18 protein-coding genes are annotated in these 15,046 nt (G+C 45.0%); 2 read left to right on the top strand and 16 right to left on the bottom strand.

What is annotated here, in order from left to right; genetic code table 11:
- Positions 1-13 precede the first annotated feature (13 nt).
- From EKN16_RS04400 to EKN16_RS04390, 3 genes are all read right to left on the bottom strand, one after another.
- Entirely contained in the window at positions 14-691 is a 678-nt protein-coding gene (locus EKN16_RS04400; RefSeq protein ID WP_311545423.1) for a CpsD/CapB family tyrosine-protein kinase, read from the bottom strand.
- A complete protein-coding gene (locus EKN16_RS04395) occupies positions 678-1,430 on the bottom strand; it encodes a YveK family protein (RefSeq protein ID WP_232016478.1) in 753 nt (250 codons plus the stop codon). Before EKN16_RS04395 ends, EKN16_RS04400 begins: the two co-directional genes overlap by 14 nt.
- A 71-nt stretch (positions 1,431-1,501) precedes the next feature.
- Positions 1,502-2,293, bottom strand: a complete 792-nt coding sequence (locus EKN16_RS04390) for a tyrosine-protein phosphatase (protein WP_125653975.1) — start codon at positions 2,291-2,293, stop codon at positions 1,502-1,504.
- Between the two features lie 782 nt (positions 2,294-3,075).
- Here EKN16_RS04390 and EKN16_RS04385 point away from each other — a divergent pair.
- Positions 3,076-3,447: a hypothetical protein gene (locus tag EKN16_RS04385; protein WP_125653973.1), complete on the top strand. Its 372-nt coding sequence runs from the start codon at positions 3,076-3,078 to the stop codon at positions 3,445-3,447.
- 105 nt (positions 3,448-3,552) lie between these two features.
- On the opposite strand, the gene EKN16_RS04380 is transcribed toward EKN16_RS04385, so the two are convergent.
- From EKN16_RS04380 to EKN16_RS04320, 13 genes are all read right to left on the bottom strand, one after another.
- A complete protein-coding gene (locus tag EKN16_RS04380) occupies positions 3,553-4,494 on the bottom strand; it encodes an ArsR/SmtB family transcription factor (protein ID WP_125653971.1) in 942 nt (313 codons plus the stop codon).
- Positions 4,495-4,667: 173 nt separating this feature from the next.
- Positions 4,668-5,171, bottom strand: a complete 504-nt coding sequence (locus EKN16_RS04375; RefSeq protein ID WP_125653969.1) for a DUF2569 family protein — start codon at positions 5,169-5,171, stop codon at positions 4,668-4,670.
- Between the two features lie 17 nt (positions 5,172-5,188).
- A complete protein-coding gene (locus EKN16_RS04370) occupies positions 5,189-5,755 on the bottom strand; it encodes a GNAT family N-acetyltransferase (RefSeq protein WP_331852368.1) in 567 nt (188 codons plus the stop codon).
- Positions 5,755-6,966 (bottom strand): lysophospholipid transporter LplT, encoded by a 1,212-nt coding sequence (lplT, locus tag EKN16_RS04365; protein WP_232016218.1) that lies wholly within the window; start codon positions 6,964-6,966, stop codon positions 5,755-5,757. The genes EKN16_RS04370 and lplT overlap by 1 nt, the downstream gene beginning before the upstream one ends.
- 85 nt (positions 6,967-7,051) lie before the next feature.
- A complete protein-coding gene (locus EKN16_RS04360) occupies positions 7,052-7,582 on the bottom strand; it encodes a GNAT family N-acetyltransferase (RefSeq protein WP_125653965.1) in 531 nt (176 codons plus the stop codon).
- A 25-nt stretch (positions 7,583-7,607) separates the two neighbouring features.
- On the bottom strand, positions 7,608-8,276 hold the full coding sequence (locus EKN16_RS04355) for an HD domain-containing protein (protein WP_125653963.1): 669 nt from the start codon (positions 8,274-8,276) through the stop codon (positions 7,608-7,610).
- A gap of 124 nt (positions 8,277-8,400) precedes the next feature.
- Positions 8,401-9,291 carry a metallophosphoesterase family protein gene (locus EKN16_RS04350; protein WP_125653961.1) on the bottom strand — a complete coding sequence of 297 codons (891 nt, stop codon included), beginning with the start codon at positions 9,289-9,291 and terminating at the stop codon, positions 8,401-8,403.
- Positions 9,292-9,295: 4 nt separating this feature from the next.
- Positions 9,296-10,120 carry an HAD-IIA family hydrolase gene (locus tag EKN16_RS04345; RefSeq protein WP_125653959.1) on the bottom strand — a complete coding sequence of 275 codons (825 nt, stop codon included), beginning with the start codon at positions 10,118-10,120 and terminating at the stop codon, positions 9,296-9,298.
- A gap of 428 nt (positions 10,121-10,548) precedes the next feature.
- Positions 10,549-11,124, bottom strand: coding sequence for a glycerol-3-phosphate responsive antiterminator (locus EKN16_RS04340; RefSeq protein ID WP_221226539.1), 576 nt, complete (start codon positions 11,122-11,124; stop codon positions 10,549-10,551).
- Positions 11,125-11,248: 124 nt separating this feature from the next.
- Entirely contained in the window at positions 11,249-11,980 is a 732-nt protein-coding gene (locus EKN16_RS04335; protein ID WP_125653955.1) for a DUF4247 domain-containing protein, read from the bottom strand.
- Between the two features lie 28 nt (positions 11,981-12,008).
- The gene (locus EKN16_RS04330; RefSeq protein ID WP_125653953.1) at positions 12,009-12,515 is read right to left on the bottom strand and encodes a DUF4178 domain-containing protein; all 507 of its coding nucleotides are present in this window, start codon (positions 12,513-12,515) and stop codon (positions 12,009-12,011) included.
- A 24-nt stretch (positions 12,516-12,539) separates the two neighbouring features.
- Positions 12,540-12,944 carry a DUF350 domain-containing protein gene (locus tag EKN16_RS04325; RefSeq protein WP_125653951.1) on the bottom strand — a complete coding sequence of 135 codons (405 nt, stop codon included), beginning with the start codon at positions 12,942-12,944 and terminating at the stop codon, positions 12,540-12,542.
- 22 nt (positions 12,945-12,966) lie between these two features.
- Complete coding sequence (locus tag EKN16_RS04320) at positions 12,967-13,641, bottom strand: PspA/IM30 family protein (RefSeq protein WP_125653949.1); 675 nt, start codon at positions 13,639-13,641, stop codon at positions 12,967-12,969.
- Between the two features lie 155 nt (positions 13,642-13,796).
- Here EKN16_RS04320 and EKN16_RS04315 point away from each other — a divergent pair, with 155 nt between their 5' ends.
- Complete coding sequence (locus tag EKN16_RS04315) at positions 13,797-14,957, top strand: acyltransferase (protein ID WP_125653946.1); 1,161 nt, start codon at positions 13,797-13,799, stop codon at positions 14,955-14,957.
- The last annotated feature ends 89 nt before the right edge of the window (positions 14,958-15,046 follow it).

Below are 15,046 nucleotides of genomic sequence, written 5' to 3'. Positions count from 1 at the left end.
ATGAAATAATTGATTAAGCTTGAATATAGGTGTAATAAGAGCTCATTTCTTTCGTTGACGTCTGATTCAGCGCAACACCGACGATACGGGCATGTACGAATTGCAGCGCATCCCGAGCCTTCACCGCTTGCTGTCTTTTCACACTTCGTGCATTAACAACTAAGAGAACGCCATCACAGCGAGAGGCCATGATTTGGGCATCACTCACAGCAAGTACAGGCGGCGTGTCAATGAGAATAAGATCAAACTTGCCGCGAAGCTCATCAAGCAGCATATCCATTTTGCGTGAACCAAGCAGCTCCGATGGATTCGGTGGTACAGACCCGGATGGCATAACTCGTAAATGCTTGATTGAGGTATCTTTGATCGCCTCACTTGTCGCAGCTTGTCCCGTCAGGACATGAGTCAAGCCGCAGCGATTCGACAGTTGGAAGGTTTGATGAGCCGTTGGCTTGCGAAGATCCGCATCCATCAGGAGCACCGACTTCTCGGCTTGTGCATAAGCAACAGCCAGATTATTGATCGTCGTCGTCTTCCCTTCTCGCGGATTGGCCGAGGTCACCATGAGCAGCTGCAAGGTACGGTCTACTTCGGCGTATTGCAAATTGGTTCTCAGTGTTCGATACGATTCTGATATGGGCGACATGGGATTGAGATCCGTAATAATAGAACGCGGTTTAGTTTGCTGCACGCGAGGCTTCACCTGCTTTCTTAGGAATGGGTGCTGGTTTGCGATTGTTTAGCAGATCACCTTGCCTGATAGAAGGAACTTGGACCAGCGTTGGCAGGCCAAGATATCTCTCTACATCTACCTCTGACTTGATCGTGTCATCAAAATAATCGAGCAGCAGCACGAGTCCGATACCAAGCAGCATGGAGATCATAAAGCTAAGCGTGATATTCAGCTTCTTGTTCGGTTTGATCGGTGCTGGAATTTTGTTCTCATTGGCCATATGAAGCAGATATACGTTATCAACCTTCATGATTTTAGGAATTTGTGCTTGAAAAACCTCTGAGATCGAGTTCACGATCTTGGCAGCAGCCTTATAATTGGTGCTTGGGTAAGCTAGCGTAACAACCTGGGTTCCGTTTACGGAGCTGAAGCTGATGTTACGCATCAGCTCATCAGTCGTAACATCGTATTCCGGATGCTGTTGAACAACCTGATCCATAATAGCTGGTGTACGAATGATCTCCTTATAGGTATTGATCAGGCTGATATTGGTGTTAATTGAATTCAAATCCAGCTGAAGCATGCCAGGCTTGTCATTGGCGGAGTTAACAATGAGCTTCGTATAGGCCTGATAGATAGGCTGTAAATACATATAACTAATGACTCCAGCTGCGGACGTACCTAAAACAATGACGGCGATGACGATCCAGATTCTCTTGCGTATAATTGCCAGGTAGTGTTTCAAATCCAGTTCCATACTCAATTCGATCATCTCCTCCACATTTAGGTTTCAATAGAAACGGCTGATACCTTCTGTAACGGTGTACCTCATACGTTGTTACCTTTGAACAATGACCATCCTGCAAAAAACCGAAGTGCCCTTCTGCGCGGCTGGGTCGGCTTCCGAACAATGGGCATATTGTGAGAAATCGAACGTGCATTACGCATATAATAGTCAGCTTGTGTCGAGCCGAGCTTGCAGGAAACCAGCTCATAAGCCATTTTCAATTCACACGGACGACTGGTTTCATTATGGGCATCGGATGCGATGAAGTGGATCAGATTCCGTCTGCACAGCTCCCAAGCAGCAGCTTTCACCTTGTTGCCGAAACGGCCAGTCAAGGAATGTGAAGTCAACTGGCACAACGCCCCTTCATTTACCCATATCGCAAGTTTGTCTGGATCGCTTGCTATCACCGTATTACGCTCCGGATGTGCAATGACGGGTGTCCATCCTGCGATTCGCAGCTCATGCAGCAGATCCTCGAATCGCTCCGGTATGCGTGAAGACGGCAGCTCGAGCAGGACATTAGAAGACTGCCCAAGCGGCAATAGCCTACCTGCTTCAAGCTCCTCGAGCAATTGATCATGTACCCGAATTTCTTGGCCTGTCATGACACGTAGCGGAATATGACGAATTTTTAATTCTGCATTTAATTGGGCAGCAGATTGTCTGATGAGCCGTGCATTCGTATCAAACACCCCTCTTCGATAGTGCGGCGTAGCTATGACTGTCGTTACACCATCGCGAACAGCGCTCCGCGCCAGCAGGATAGCATGCTGCATATCAACTGGCCCATCATCCAAACCAGGCAGCAGATGACAATGAATGTCGATCACTTGTTTGACCTCCTCCTATCCTGGGTCTGTGAGAAAGTCCCAGTAAAGCAGCCTCACTTTAAGCTCGATTAGATTATGTCACACCTGATGGGTGGGTTATGAGGGAAGAAGGTAATATTTTCAAGTAGGTGTCTGTGTTTATTTTCCAAAACAGCTAATATGCTATATTCCCTATGAAAAATAAATAATTCTTAATAAATGCATCCATTTTATAACATTTAATAATAGGTTTTGGCATAAATAATGCGATAAATAGAGCTGCTATTCTAAACTTTCACCCGGGTTTTGTTCTATCAAAAGTCTTACACTTTACTTACAATTAATAATCATTGTCCCGCCTACTTACTGCTAGCATTTATGCATGTTAATACCGTTCAATATGGATACTAATTAAGCCGATCACCTTTCTTGTCTTAATAGATTTTAAGGGTCTTAAGACGGACAAGTTTCTCATCTGGGCCGCATGGCATATATAGGAAACTTCAATCGACTGCTTTGCAGACATGACCCTCTAAAATACGATTCGTTACTACTGACCTACATCTATGCGCACATACACCCACCTCCTTCTAAACAAAACGGGCATATTCATGGCCTTATGACCGTGAATACACCCGTTTTGCAGCATTTCGTTTCATTTCAAGAAGCATTTTATAGTAGATTATCCTCGCTCTGTCATGAAAGTCCTGTACAGACATTCTAGGAAGACAGCAATCCTGTACCTATAGTAAAGGAAAACATTTCAATCCTTACTAACGTATAGAGTATGGAGGCGATGTTCTGTGAAAAAGTTAATTATCCTCGGCATGGCAATTTTGATATGTGGCTGTTCACATCATGTAGTGGAACGAGATATTCAGCCTAGTGGGAAAGAAGAAACCGTTTTTGAAGCATCCATTCCTTATCCTTTAGTGAAATGGAATGACCGAATTTACAGGATCACACAAACAAAAATTACGAACGTTGACAAGGAAATTGGAGAGATCACTACCCAGTCAATGAATGAAATTGCAGAAACCCCGAATAATTTTTCAACCACATTCGCAAAGGGTTCCAAACTCTATTCCATAATTGGCATGGATACCAAAGAAGCTATAGCTGTAAAAATCAGTGAAGACGAATATATAAAAGTCATCACCCCTTCAAACGAGTAGACTTGTACCGAATCCATAGAGTAATGCTATTACTTTGTGGAGGTCACGATAAACCAAAAAAAGGCACCTCCGCAGCTTATTCTGCAGAAGTGCCTACTCCTTCAATTAGTTATCGTGAGCGTCATGAATTTGAAAGAAGGATAGAATTAGATCATGCGGATAATCGCCGAATGAGGAGCCAAACAGATTCATACCATTACAATGAACGGCATCGACTGGAACTTCAATACGAATGCGGATCGGTTTATTGTACTGTAAATTCAAATCAGCTAGAGAGAGATCCGACTGTCTCTCCTCATTGACATAACTGCCATTTGACGTCACTCGCCAGGTCGTTTGCAGTCCATATTCGGTCCCGCCAGTCCATTTGGAGGAAGTCAGCTTCCCCTTCCGATCTCCAAAATCAGAAGGACATGAGAGCTGACCAACCCGGCAATCGTTAATGAATAACACAATATCCGACGGCCATTCTTGATGAAAGCCTGGCGCCTCCGAGCAGAGCTCTGCACAGAAACGAAGCTCATCGAACAAGACACCTGGCGGGACTGGATTAGCAAAATAGTACTCTACGTAGCCAGATCCACCAAACCACAATAGAGACGCTTCCGTTCGTTCAGGCATATAAAAGACCCTTGGATCATCCACACATCCGATTGCGAGCCCTTCCCGGTTCACCATTCCGCAGGGCGGCCCTACAGAACTAGATGAATACATCCCGATAGGCATATGGATCTCTTCCAGCTTATGTAAACCTTCACCTAACTTTGTGGGCAGCTCTAATAAAATGGTCCGACAGGTTACTGAGCAGATTTTCTCCCTATTCACACCTAGCGTAGATGAGACAAGCTCTGCCTGTTCCAGCAGTTGGATATTAATCGAAATAGTAGGCTGAGCAACACCAAGCTTTACAGCAAGCTGCGAGATACTCATTGACTGCTCACCAAGCACCTCCAGAATACGGAGACGAAGATCACCCGAAAGCGCCTTGGCCACATCAATAATGCGTGAAGCGGGGTAACGCTGCATTAACTCTTTTATTTCACTCATGAGCTTGTTCCTCTCCTAACGTGATTACGTCTAGTTTACCTTGCAAATTCAAAATTGTAAAAACGGTCCCCTCCTTGGACATCTATCCTTCACAAATACAAAAAGAGCACCCCAAGGTACTCTTCCCTTAATCTCATGTTCCCTTCCATTTGCGCGTTCTATGAATAGAACCGTTACCTCACAAAAGTATTGCGTACGCGAATCGATTTACCATAATAGGAAGCCCATATCACACAAGTAATAAGCGTTCTTATTAAGGCTGTGAGGGAATCGCTAACGCCTAAGTCCTGAATCTCCGGTATCGATTGAATCATGAAATAATCGCCGAGACTATAAACCGCATATGCGATATAGAAGTAAATAAGAAAAGACCGCAGCAAACGCTTCTTCCTATAAAATAAAGTAAAAGCAACGGCGAGCGCAACTAGAAGTACCAAACTCCCGATCATCTCATAAGGTATTGCAATCGACCACATGCTATTATATGAGTTAGAGCCTGGGTCCGTTAGCTCTTCCCATTGTCCATTATTAAAGATAGGTAGAATATTAAAAACAATATTAATAATTGCACTACATGCCGTACCCCATAGTCCAATTTGAGCTAGAATCAGCCATCCACCCAAGCCTGAAAGCAGCAGTGGTGAATCGCTTTGATGATTTTCCTTTAACGTTTGCATGGTTGTCCAGCAGCTCCCTAACTCATTCTGATTGTCTTCAAACGCTCGTAGTCACTGCGCAAAAACCCCATACACAGCACATCGTAATACCTGCCTTGGATAAAATGACGCTCTCTTAAACGTCCTTCCTCCTGAAATCCACACTTCAAATAGCACTGAATCGCAGCCTGATTATATTCGTAAACCTCCAGCTGAAGCCGATTGAGCCCCAATCTGTCAAATACAAACTGCTGCAAAACACCGATTGCTTCCGTCCCATAGCCCTTTCCATGCTGTTCTTTGTCACCGATGACGATACCCATCTCTGTCGTTCTGTTCTTCCAATCGATCCGGAAGAGATCAATCTGACCGATGTAGATATCCGTCTCTCTGTGTGCAATCACGAAGCCGCGGTGATCGCCTTCCTTCTCCAGCACCGAATTCAAATAAGATTCCGTCTCATTCATCGTCTGCGGGTAAAGAAAGATATCTGACAGATTATCAACGATCTCTGGATCCGTTACCCACCCGCGCATGTAAACAATGTCCTCCACTCGGTACTCACGAAGAACAATACGATCCCCATACAGCTTTGGCATTCGCATCAAGCCCTTTCTTCAAGCTTATCAGGACGAGCTTTCACTCTAATCAGCTGTGTTGCGAGGAACAGCATGAATAGCAGTAATATGAGGCCCATTCCAACAACCGATCCATTTACTGAGATTTTCATCTGGCTTAACGTTAGATAAATGAACAGGCCTGTAACCGTCAACGTATTCTCTACGAAATTCTGAACAGCGATCGTCTTCCCAGAGCCAATCGTATTCTTGCCTTCCTCCTGGAGCATCGTATTAAGCGGAATAACGAAGATGCCTCCGAAGAATCCAATGAAAAATAATAACAACAATGTTGCCCAGAGTATAGGAGTTACGGAAGCAGCTAACACGGTCGCTACCATCAATAGTCCAAAATAAAAGGCACGGTACAGCTTGCCCGCAGGCACCCATTTAGGTGTAACAAAGGCACTCGCTACAACACCGATAGCGGTAACGCCAATAATCATTGACTGCTGATCCGTATCGTTTATGCCTAGATTAAGCGGCAGCCATGCAAGAAGTGCAATACGAAGCACCGATGCTGTTAGCCAGAATGAGCCCGTCCCAATAAGAGAGAATCTAGACCGAGGATTACGAAAAAGCATGGCACAATCTCTTAGAAATTGCTTCGATTCTCTTCCATAACGAATCGAAGCATTTCCTTTTCTTGCTGGTATTATAAAGGTCATTACCAAGGATAGCAAATAAACACCGAGACAGGTCAACACAGCTGGGAGATCCGAGTTCTGAGCGAGAAATCCACCAGCTACCGTACCCAATAAAATCGCCAGTATAGTCGAGCCTTCCACCTTCGCATTCGCTCGCAGCAGTTGATCCTCATTCGATGTAAGTTCAGATAAGATCCCGTACTTCCCCGGTGAGTAAACAACCGCACCAATTCCAACAAACAAATAGCAAAGTGCAGGCGGCAAGCCGAATAATAGAAGCGAGATACCAATCGCTTTGAGCAAATTGCCTAGAAGCAATACATTAGACTTTGAATTTTTATCTGCAAATGCACCAACAACGGGTCCTAAAATAATGTAGGCACATAGAAATCCGATCTGGATGTAATCAACTGTAATATCAGGATTCGCTACGCCTTGCCTTTTTACCAGACCAACGATTAAGAAAAAGTTCAAGTTATCCGCAAACGCACTCAAAAACTGCGTGAATACAACCGCATTAAGCGGTGACAGCATCTTTCTAAACGAAACCAAACCCTCCATCTCCTCTGCCTATGAGATCAATCATCTCTTAATCATATACCAAAGAAGGAGTAAGCTGGAAGCATTTTGTTACCGTTTATAGAAGATCCCCTGCATACGTCAACCGCTTATAATAATACACAGTCTCGTGCAGCTCGCCATCCGCCGATCTAGCATAACCAGGAATTCGTCCAGCTTCCACGAAACCTAGTGAAAGATACAAGTGGTTGGACGGGTCGCCAGAGCGGGTGTCTAATACAAGAAGGCTGCGCTCTTCTGCAGCCGCTCGCCGCTCCGCTGCCTGCATCAGTAAACGTGAAATGCCTTTTCTCCGATAGTCCGGATCAACCATCAACTTCGCGATTTCCGCCCGATGCGTCGCATTCGCCTTTTGTGCCAAATGCAGCTGAACGGTCCCGATTATGCGACCATCCTCTATCGCTACCCACAAAACAATTCCAGCCTGTAATATCTCACGCCAATAGCCAAGGGCTTCTTCTTCCTCAAGCGGAGGCAAAAAGCCAATCGACGCTCCTTCATTGACTACTCGGCATAGCAGTTCCGACAAAGAATGAAGCGTATTCGCATCTAGGCTTGTTATTTCTTCAATATGGATCTGATTCAACATTCTAGTTCCCTCCATCTTGATGCTTTCATAGCTGGCCATCCCATTCTTGGAGAAATTGCTCCATATACTGCACCATATAAACATGCCGTTCTTCGGCAATTCGCTTGGCAGAAGTCGTATTCATGAGACTCTTAAGCTTGAATAGCTTTTCATAAAAATGATTGATTGCCGTGCTCTTTCCATTGCGATATTCCTTGTTGGTCATCGAATCTCGCGGCTGCAGCTGAGGATCATGAATGGGATCACCCTTCCACCCTGCATACAGAAAGGTTCTGGCAATAGCGATAGCCCCAATCGCATCGAGACGATCAGCATCTTGGACGACTTTCCCTTCCAAAGTGCGCATAGCCGGATTAGTACCAGCGTTGTAAGACATCGTACTAATAATCTCCATAATGTGCAGACGGTCATTCTCACCAAGTGGATGTGTCTCCAGCCAGCTACTTACTTTGAGAAGTCCTGTCTCCTTCGACTCATTCAGCTTCTCATCCGCCACATCATGGAGCAATGCCGCAAGGATGCTTACGAATGGATCTGCGCCTTCCTCTTGTGCAAGTCGCTTAGTCATCTGAACGACCCGATGAATATGCCACCAATCGTGACCACTAGGGTCATTTCCAAGCTCCTCTTTGACAAAAGCTTCAGCTGCATCTAAGATTAGCTGCTGTTCATATTCATTTGGTCGATGTTCCACAGGAAGATGTCATCCTTTCCATTGTTTATCCTTTTTTAGCGTTCCACCACTCATGGTGGCATAATTAGGGCTCTGGTTCGGGTTACCATAGACAAGCAGAACCAGAGCCCTACTATGTTCAAAATTATGTTTTTTTCAAATGGATGATTCTTGATCCTCCCAAATAACCCGCCAAGGTTGTGTGTTGCATCCTCCCTGGCGTAATGGGATCCACATGATTGAAATGAATATGTCCGCAAAAAACACCCTTAATCTGCTCGCTGTCTTTCCCGGAACGAATCCACTCTGTAAATTGTAAGGTACTCTCATCTGGATGCCTCACCTGCCAATTGGCGAGCTCCTGCTCCGTCCAATCCTTTGCTCCCATCATAATCGCGCTTCCCCAATTAGCCCTCACTTGAGGCTCCAATGAAGGTAGATACAGCGGAATATGCATAAATAGCAGACATGGCAAGCCAAGCCCGCACTGCTTCCGAATAAAAGCAAACTGTTCTTCTGACAATTGATAATTGCTGTTGTCGATAGCTATAAGAATTACACCGCCCACTTGAAGGGCATTGCACCCGTAAATATTAGAGAACCATTCATGGAATAACCGATAACTGTCCGTCCGTACCTTATCATTAATCGGCAAATGCGGAAAGCTCCAGTCATGATTGCCGAGCATATAAAGGTAAGGCATCTGGATATCACCGAATGCGCTGCGCATCACATCCAGATTTTTGACAGAAGGAAAATCGATGATATCACCGGTAAAGACAACGCCATCCACTTTATTCTCATTGCTCAACCTAATATGCTCATGCAGCAGATCGGTAAGTGTAAAATCGCCCGGCTGTCCTTGCCCTCGAAAACCGCTATGCCGCTCACCTGCAATTCGGCGCAGCTCCTCGCCCTCCTGCTGGTATACTTCGCATAAGTGGGTATCCGTAATCTGCATGATACGAAGATCCTTCGCCAAGCCGGGAATAATAATCGTTGTTTCCTCTTGAGAACTCTTCACATAATTCTTCATTCTGTTATCTCCCTCTCCCTGGAATTATCTCAGCTTCTATCGATTTAAGAAAGTCCTGCATGTTCGTGCAATGATAGTCGGGTTTTACGTCAGTAATTGCATTTTTTCCCAGTTGATCCACGTTCCCGCTGATCCATACAGTCGTCAGTCCGAGTCCAGATCCTCCCCGTATATCCGTCTGCAAGTTATCACCGACGAATACCGTTTCCGAGCTGACAGCACCGAACATGTCCATGCCATACTGGAACAGATAAGGTTCTGGTTTGCCAAGAATAAGTATCTTGTCATCCAGCAGTGACTGAATAGCCGCGAGAAGTGCCCCCGTCTCGGGCACCTTCATTCCGTTCTCTCCCGGATGGAAGTGGTCAGGATTAGTGGCCACGATCTTCGCCCCTCGCCCCCAATCAGCTGCTGTAATCTGAAGCTTCTCATAGTTAAATTCCGTATCCCGAGCAATCACGATGAGGTCAGGTACTGACTTATGATGGAAAGGGATAACCTCATGCCCCGCAGCTTGCAAAGCGCTTACCAGACTGCTGCTGCCGGCCGCCTTCACTTTACTTGGTCCGAACCGCTCGCTAATAAATGTTCCCATATATCCTGTTGCGGTAACAATATGTTCTGGCTGTACCGACAACCCCATTACCCGCAGACGCTCTTCCACCTGTTCTGCTGTGTCACAGGAATTATTGGAGACAAAACCAACATTTTTCCCTGCAGCCCAAAGCGTGTCCAACAGCAGCTTCGCCCCTGGAGCAAGCGTTGATCCCAAATAAATGCAGCCATCCAAATCAAACAAATACGTGCTTTTCTCCTGCCATGAAACCATTTACCTACCATTCCCCCTTCATATTCCACTACTAATGGAGCGGTTGAAAGCAAAAAAAGCTCTAAACAACAAACAGAAATAAGCTTCTGTTCGTTATTTAGAGCTTTCACTCTTGTACGCGGGCTCCAAACAAAACAATTATTATAAATATATGCCAGCGGAAGATAATTTTCAATAGGACTTAGTATGCTTGGGCATAGTGTGCTTGATCATTATTATGAGTGAACAAAATTGGACTTTTTGAACAATTTTCAGACACAAATCATAATCAGTGCTTGCCATCACGAAGTACCTAGCGAAGCGGACGGAATCGTTCTGAAGAAGCGCTAGCGTTCGCCTTTGTCTCCGTATTTCTACCCCTAAGGGATAGAATCAAGAAATAGGGAGACAACAGCGATCGTAAGAACGATCCGTCCGCGCAGCGGACTTCATCGTAATTGTCCATAAGTTAATCCCCAGAGCTTGCTTTGACTAGTCGATATTCCAGTGGCACCGGCATCCAAACATTGGTTCACCTCTGACTCCGTCTCGATTAAGCCGCTCGCGATCAGGGGGATATGCTCGAAGGCCTCCGCAAATCGGGCTATCGTTTTGGTGATCACCCCTGGCATGATTTCAATTGCATCAGGCTTGACCGATTCCACCATTCTCATCGCGTTACCCATGGCAAGAGAATCAATAATGAACAAATGCTGGATAGCAACCAGCCCATTCCGCTTTGCTTCCTGAATGAGATGGGCTTTGGGCGTAATAATGCCGTCCGCACCAATATAATTAGCAGCAAAATCAACGGCTTCCTTGTCGCTTCGGGATAAACCCTTTACAAGATCAATATGAATAAATGCTCCAACATTCTCTGCTTTAGCCCGCGTCACAGCTTCCTTGATTTCATTAATTGATCCGCCCATAAAAAAGCAGATATCGACACCGCTGTGCAGGGCGGCCTCCAATTGGCTTAATTCCCGCAATGCCGCAATGATCGGCTTTTCCGCTAAACGATACAAAAGACTAATGAGAGTTCCCTCCTAAATGATGCGATTACCTCTCGTTATTGTACTTGGATGCCCTTCACAAGTCACGAAATTATGCTCCATTATCACTCAGCCTTTGCATGATTCCTTTAACGATTCATCGGCGCCTAGTAATCCTTCCGAACCCGCCACGTGTCTTCGGCTTCGTTGCTTTTCTCGGTGTCAGCCAGCTTCCAGCGTTCTTATCGCTTCCATTATCCCGTGTAATCGTTCCTGATGATTTGGGCGGTGATTTATTGAGAATTCCGCCGCGTTCACCAGCTTTGCTCGAATCAGCTGTTTTGGATCGTTTAAATATAGATCCCGTTCGATCTACCGTCATTGGTGGAGCAATTTTTTTCTCCTGCACAGTTGGCTTGTGGTACGTTCCGCCTTGAGGCTTGTATGTATCTCTATCGGAATAACCGCGATATGTGCCGCCACCATAACGGCCATTACCGAACAAATCACCGAGCAGGCTCGCTACCAAATAGCCTTGCAGGAAGCTAGAGCTGTAATTGTTACGAACATATTCCTTTGAATCGACTTCAATTAATGTATCCTCAAGCTTTTTCTCATCCTGCTGCAGATGAATGATTTTGTCTGAATAAACGAGGAACATATGGTCCTTCTTCTCAACCGATTCCTGCTGAGGCTTCGACTTATCAACGAGTGCTTTAGCCACCTCAGGAACCGTCAATCCTGCTGCTCGGTAGATATATGAAGTCTGAGCACCGCTCCCATTAACGGACTCAAGTGGATATTGATCTTCAATGGTACTTGTTAGACTGCATGCCGCCAGCAAAGGGAAAATTAAACTAAACACAAGCAAACTTTTGATCCCATTCATCAGTGATCGCCGCAAATGACTATCCCCCTTAGCTTCCGCGGAGAACGAGAACGTCTGCCGGAAGCAGATCTTCCCCTTCATATAACATGAATCTGCCATCCTGCCACTCAATACGGAGCAGCTTCTTATCATCGGATTGATACTGCCAGACATACTGCTCTCCGCCTTGGACGAATGGTGTTCGACCAACTACAGCCATGAACCCGGAATATTGCTCCTCAAGATGATAGATTCGTCCATCCAACTCGAGTTCTGTTGGCACTTCCTCTACCGAATCCAACCTACCGTCAATGGAGGAATAGAGCGCGTATGCAGCATATTCTCTTGCTTCAATCGTCAAATATCGGGTAGACGAGCCATCCTGCAAAGTTAGTACAATGGATTGTCGATTATGATTCTGGGCTCTGCCTACGACTTGGTAAGTGACAAGTGATACCTCGCACACATCACCTGGTCCTATGGTAAGTATGCTTTTCTCTACACTTGGCGGTTCAGACTTCGATACTAAATTTTTGAGTCTTGAAAAAAGGCTCATTGTCCTCGCCCCTAACCCTTGAACTTATAAACATGATCCGATAACAAGCGCACCTGCCACATGGATAGATCCGGCAAATAGCGCATGCGCAATCTGACCTTCTTGTGTACCTTTATCGAGATTAAGCCCTATAGTAAGACGAAGTAGAATTCGCAAAATACCTTCTAGCAATAATAAGATAAGAAAGGATATAATGGAAACAACTAGTGCTTCACCTAGATGATTGGAAGTAGTAATCGATTGGGACAGAATATAGGCCTGGGCGAGCAGCTTCATAACGAATCGGGTGGTAACTGCCACATTCCCTTTCTTGATCTCCACAAGATCTTTATACCGAGTAAATAGTGAATCTACAATCATTATAATGACCAACAATACTGCGCTTGCACCTGACCACACCAGCATGGCTATCACTTCATTGATCGTCATCAGACAACCTCCATTGTAAAAGTCATTGCTTGTTGTTCTCGTATTTCTTCAACAATGCCGCTAACTCATCATCGACAGCTTTGTTCTTCCCAAGTGCTTCGAATTCATCATCAAGAGACTTTCCTTTTTGGTTTAACTCATTGCTAGCTTCAGCTTGAGCTTCCATTTGAAGCATTTTTTCTTCCATTCGCTTCATGCCGGCGGCAGCCGTATCGGAGCTAAAGCCAGCCATGGACTTATTAATTTCCGCCTGTGCTTTGGCTGCATGATAACGAGCAACGAGTGTTTCGCGCTTGTTCTTCATATCCGTTAGCTGTTTACGCATCTCACTAAGCTTACCTCGGAGGTTATCAGCAGAAGCTTTGTTCTGATCGAAGCTTGTTTTATACTCGGCTGCCTTCTGTGCAGCAGCGTTCTTTTCTTCAAGAGCTCTGCGAGCGAGCTCGATATTCTGCAATTGAACTGCAGTGTTCGCCTGCTCTTCACGTTTCCTCACAAGTGCATCCTGCTCCTCATAAAGCTGCTTGAATCTTTTCTCGATCGCAATTTGGGCCGCAACTGCCTTCTCAGCATCTTCCAGATCCTCCTGCATATCACGGATATATTGATCGGTCAGCTTCATAGGATCTTCTGCTTTCTCAATCAGTGCATACATATTGGACAGGGTAAGATCTCTCATTCGTTTGAATAATGACATTATAAAAAAACTCCCTCCGCTAATAAGCGATTATTAAGATTCAAAACGTCGCAATCTCTTTAATTAAGCTATGAGGGAAAGAAAGCAAAAATAAACGATTGATACAATTTTAATTACAGGATAAAGAAGTCACTACAGAATTGTGGGGGGCTCTAATGAGTAAACGACCAAAAATAGATCATATCGAGTTGTTTCGGGGGCTTGCTATCTTAGCGGTACTTTTGATTCATGTTACTTCTTACCCAATTATTTTGCTGCCCATGCACTCAACGCTCTACCCGCTTTACCACATTGTGAACACGTTTAGCCATTTTGCCGTGCCCGCCTTTATTTTCTTAAGCGCACTGGGAATGTTCTATCAATACGACGACACGCGAAAGCCTAATTGGTATTCCTTTTACTTCAAACGCTTTAAGGTTATTATCATTCCATATGTCTTATGGTCCTTCTTTTATTATGCATTAGTCTTCTATTTCAGTAGAAAATCCCTCACAGAAGGCTCGCTCTCCTACTTCAAGGGTTTGTTAATTGGAAGCAACTACGCTCATTTGTACTTCATTATTATTATTGTCCAGTTCTACCTCTTGTTCCCTCTTATTCACCGTCTCTTATTAACAAAGCCCCTACGTTCTCATATCATTGCGTTTGGAATTGCCGCGCAAGCTATATTCTATCTTGCCAACTACAATTATTTGCATCTAAGCAAAATCGGCAGCATCGCCGCATCTTATCTGCTCTATTACTGTCTGGGAGCGTTTGTTGGGCTGCGGATGCAATCGAATAACGGTACCTTTCATTCAGGCAAATGGATCTACCCAACGTGGCTGCTGTTTGCAGTCATGTACGCATCTCAAATGTGGATGATCCGTGCGAATCCCCACTGGGTACCACGAGTTTGGTTATCGGGTATTAATTTCGTAACGGATTATAGCTTCTCTGCTATTAGCTGCTTATTCCTGCTTCAATTGTCGCAATATCTATTGAATTGGCGATGGCATTCGGTAACCAAGCTGCTGCTTTCTATAGGCGCAACTTCACTTGGCATTTATTATGTTCATCCGTTTTTACTTCTCGTGTGGAGAGCCAAATTCATGTCCACCCAACCTATTCTCTATCATCCGCTCACTTGGCTGGGTGGAATTCTAGCACTTGCACTTTCCTGGGTCTTCACACTGATCCTACAGCGAAGAAAATGGGGATTCCTAATTGTGGGTAAAGTTGTCGCCAATAAGTCCAATACAGATAACCTAGTCATCGATCAGGCGCATCAAAGCCAAGCTCCATCGGTATCAAGTGGTATCGAAGCCAAATTATAATGCTTCACTTCTGATCGGCTGCTCCGCTCTATCTTTGATCTGAGTTCAATATGCGCTAAAAAGCAGGTGTACGCCATCAATCGGGCGTA

This window comes from Paenibacillus baekrokdamisoli (genome assembly GCF_003945345.1).
Taxonomy (GTDB): Bacteria; Bacillota; Bacilli; order Paenibacillales; family Paenibacillaceae; genus Paenibacillus_Z; species Paenibacillus_Z baekrokdamisoli.
This window is presented reverse-complemented; position numbering and strand designations above follow the sequence as displayed.

Bases quoted from the DNA above. Each gene is read 5' to 3' on its own strand.
- EKN16_RS04395 (WP_232016478.1), bottom strand. From the start codon at position 1,430: ATGGAACTGGATTTGAAACACTACCTGGCAATTATACGCAAGAGAATC.
- EKN16_RS04380 (WP_125653971.1), bottom strand. From the start codon at position 4,494: ATGAGTGAAATAAAAGAGTTAATGCAGCGTTACCCCGCTTCACGCATT.
- EKN16_RS04375 (WP_125653969.1), bottom strand. From the start codon at position 5,171: ATGCAAACGTTAAAGGAAAATCATCAAAGCGATTCACCACTGCTGCTT.
- EKN16_RS04370 (WP_331852368.1), bottom strand. From the start codon at position 5,755: ATGCGAATGCCAAAGCTGTATGGGGATCGTATTGTTCTTCGTGAGTAC.
- EKN16_RS04360 (WP_125653965.1), bottom strand. From the start codon at position 7,582: ATGTTGAATCAGATCCATATTGAAGAAATAACAAGCCTAGATGCGAAT.
- EKN16_RS04350 (WP_125653961.1), bottom strand. From the start codon at position 9,291: ATGAAGAATTATGTGAAGAGTTCTCAAGAGGAAACAACGATTATTATT.
- EKN16_RS04345 (WP_125653959.1), bottom strand. From the start codon at position 10,120: ATGGTTTCATGGCAGGAGAAAAGCACGTATTTGTTTGATTTGGATGGC.
- EKN16_RS04335 (WP_125653955.1), bottom strand. From the start codon at position 11,980: ATGAATGGGATCAAAAGTTTGCTTGTGTTTAGTTTAATTTTCCCTTTG.
- EKN16_RS04330 (WP_125653953.1), bottom strand. From the start codon at position 12,515: ATGAGCCTTTTTTCAAGACTCAAAAATTTAGTATCGAAGTCTGAACCG.
- EKN16_RS04325 (WP_125653951.1), bottom strand. From the start codon at position 12,944: ATGACGATCAATGAAGTGATAGCCATGCTGGTGTGGTCAGGTGCAAGC.
- EKN16_RS04320 (WP_125653949.1), bottom strand. From the start codon at position 13,641: ATGTCATTATTCAAACGAATGAGAGATCTTACCCTGTCCAATATGTAT.
- EKN16_RS04315 (WP_125653946.1), top strand. From the start codon at position 13,797: ATGAGTAAACGACCAAAAATAGATCATATCGAGTTGTTTCGGGGGCTT.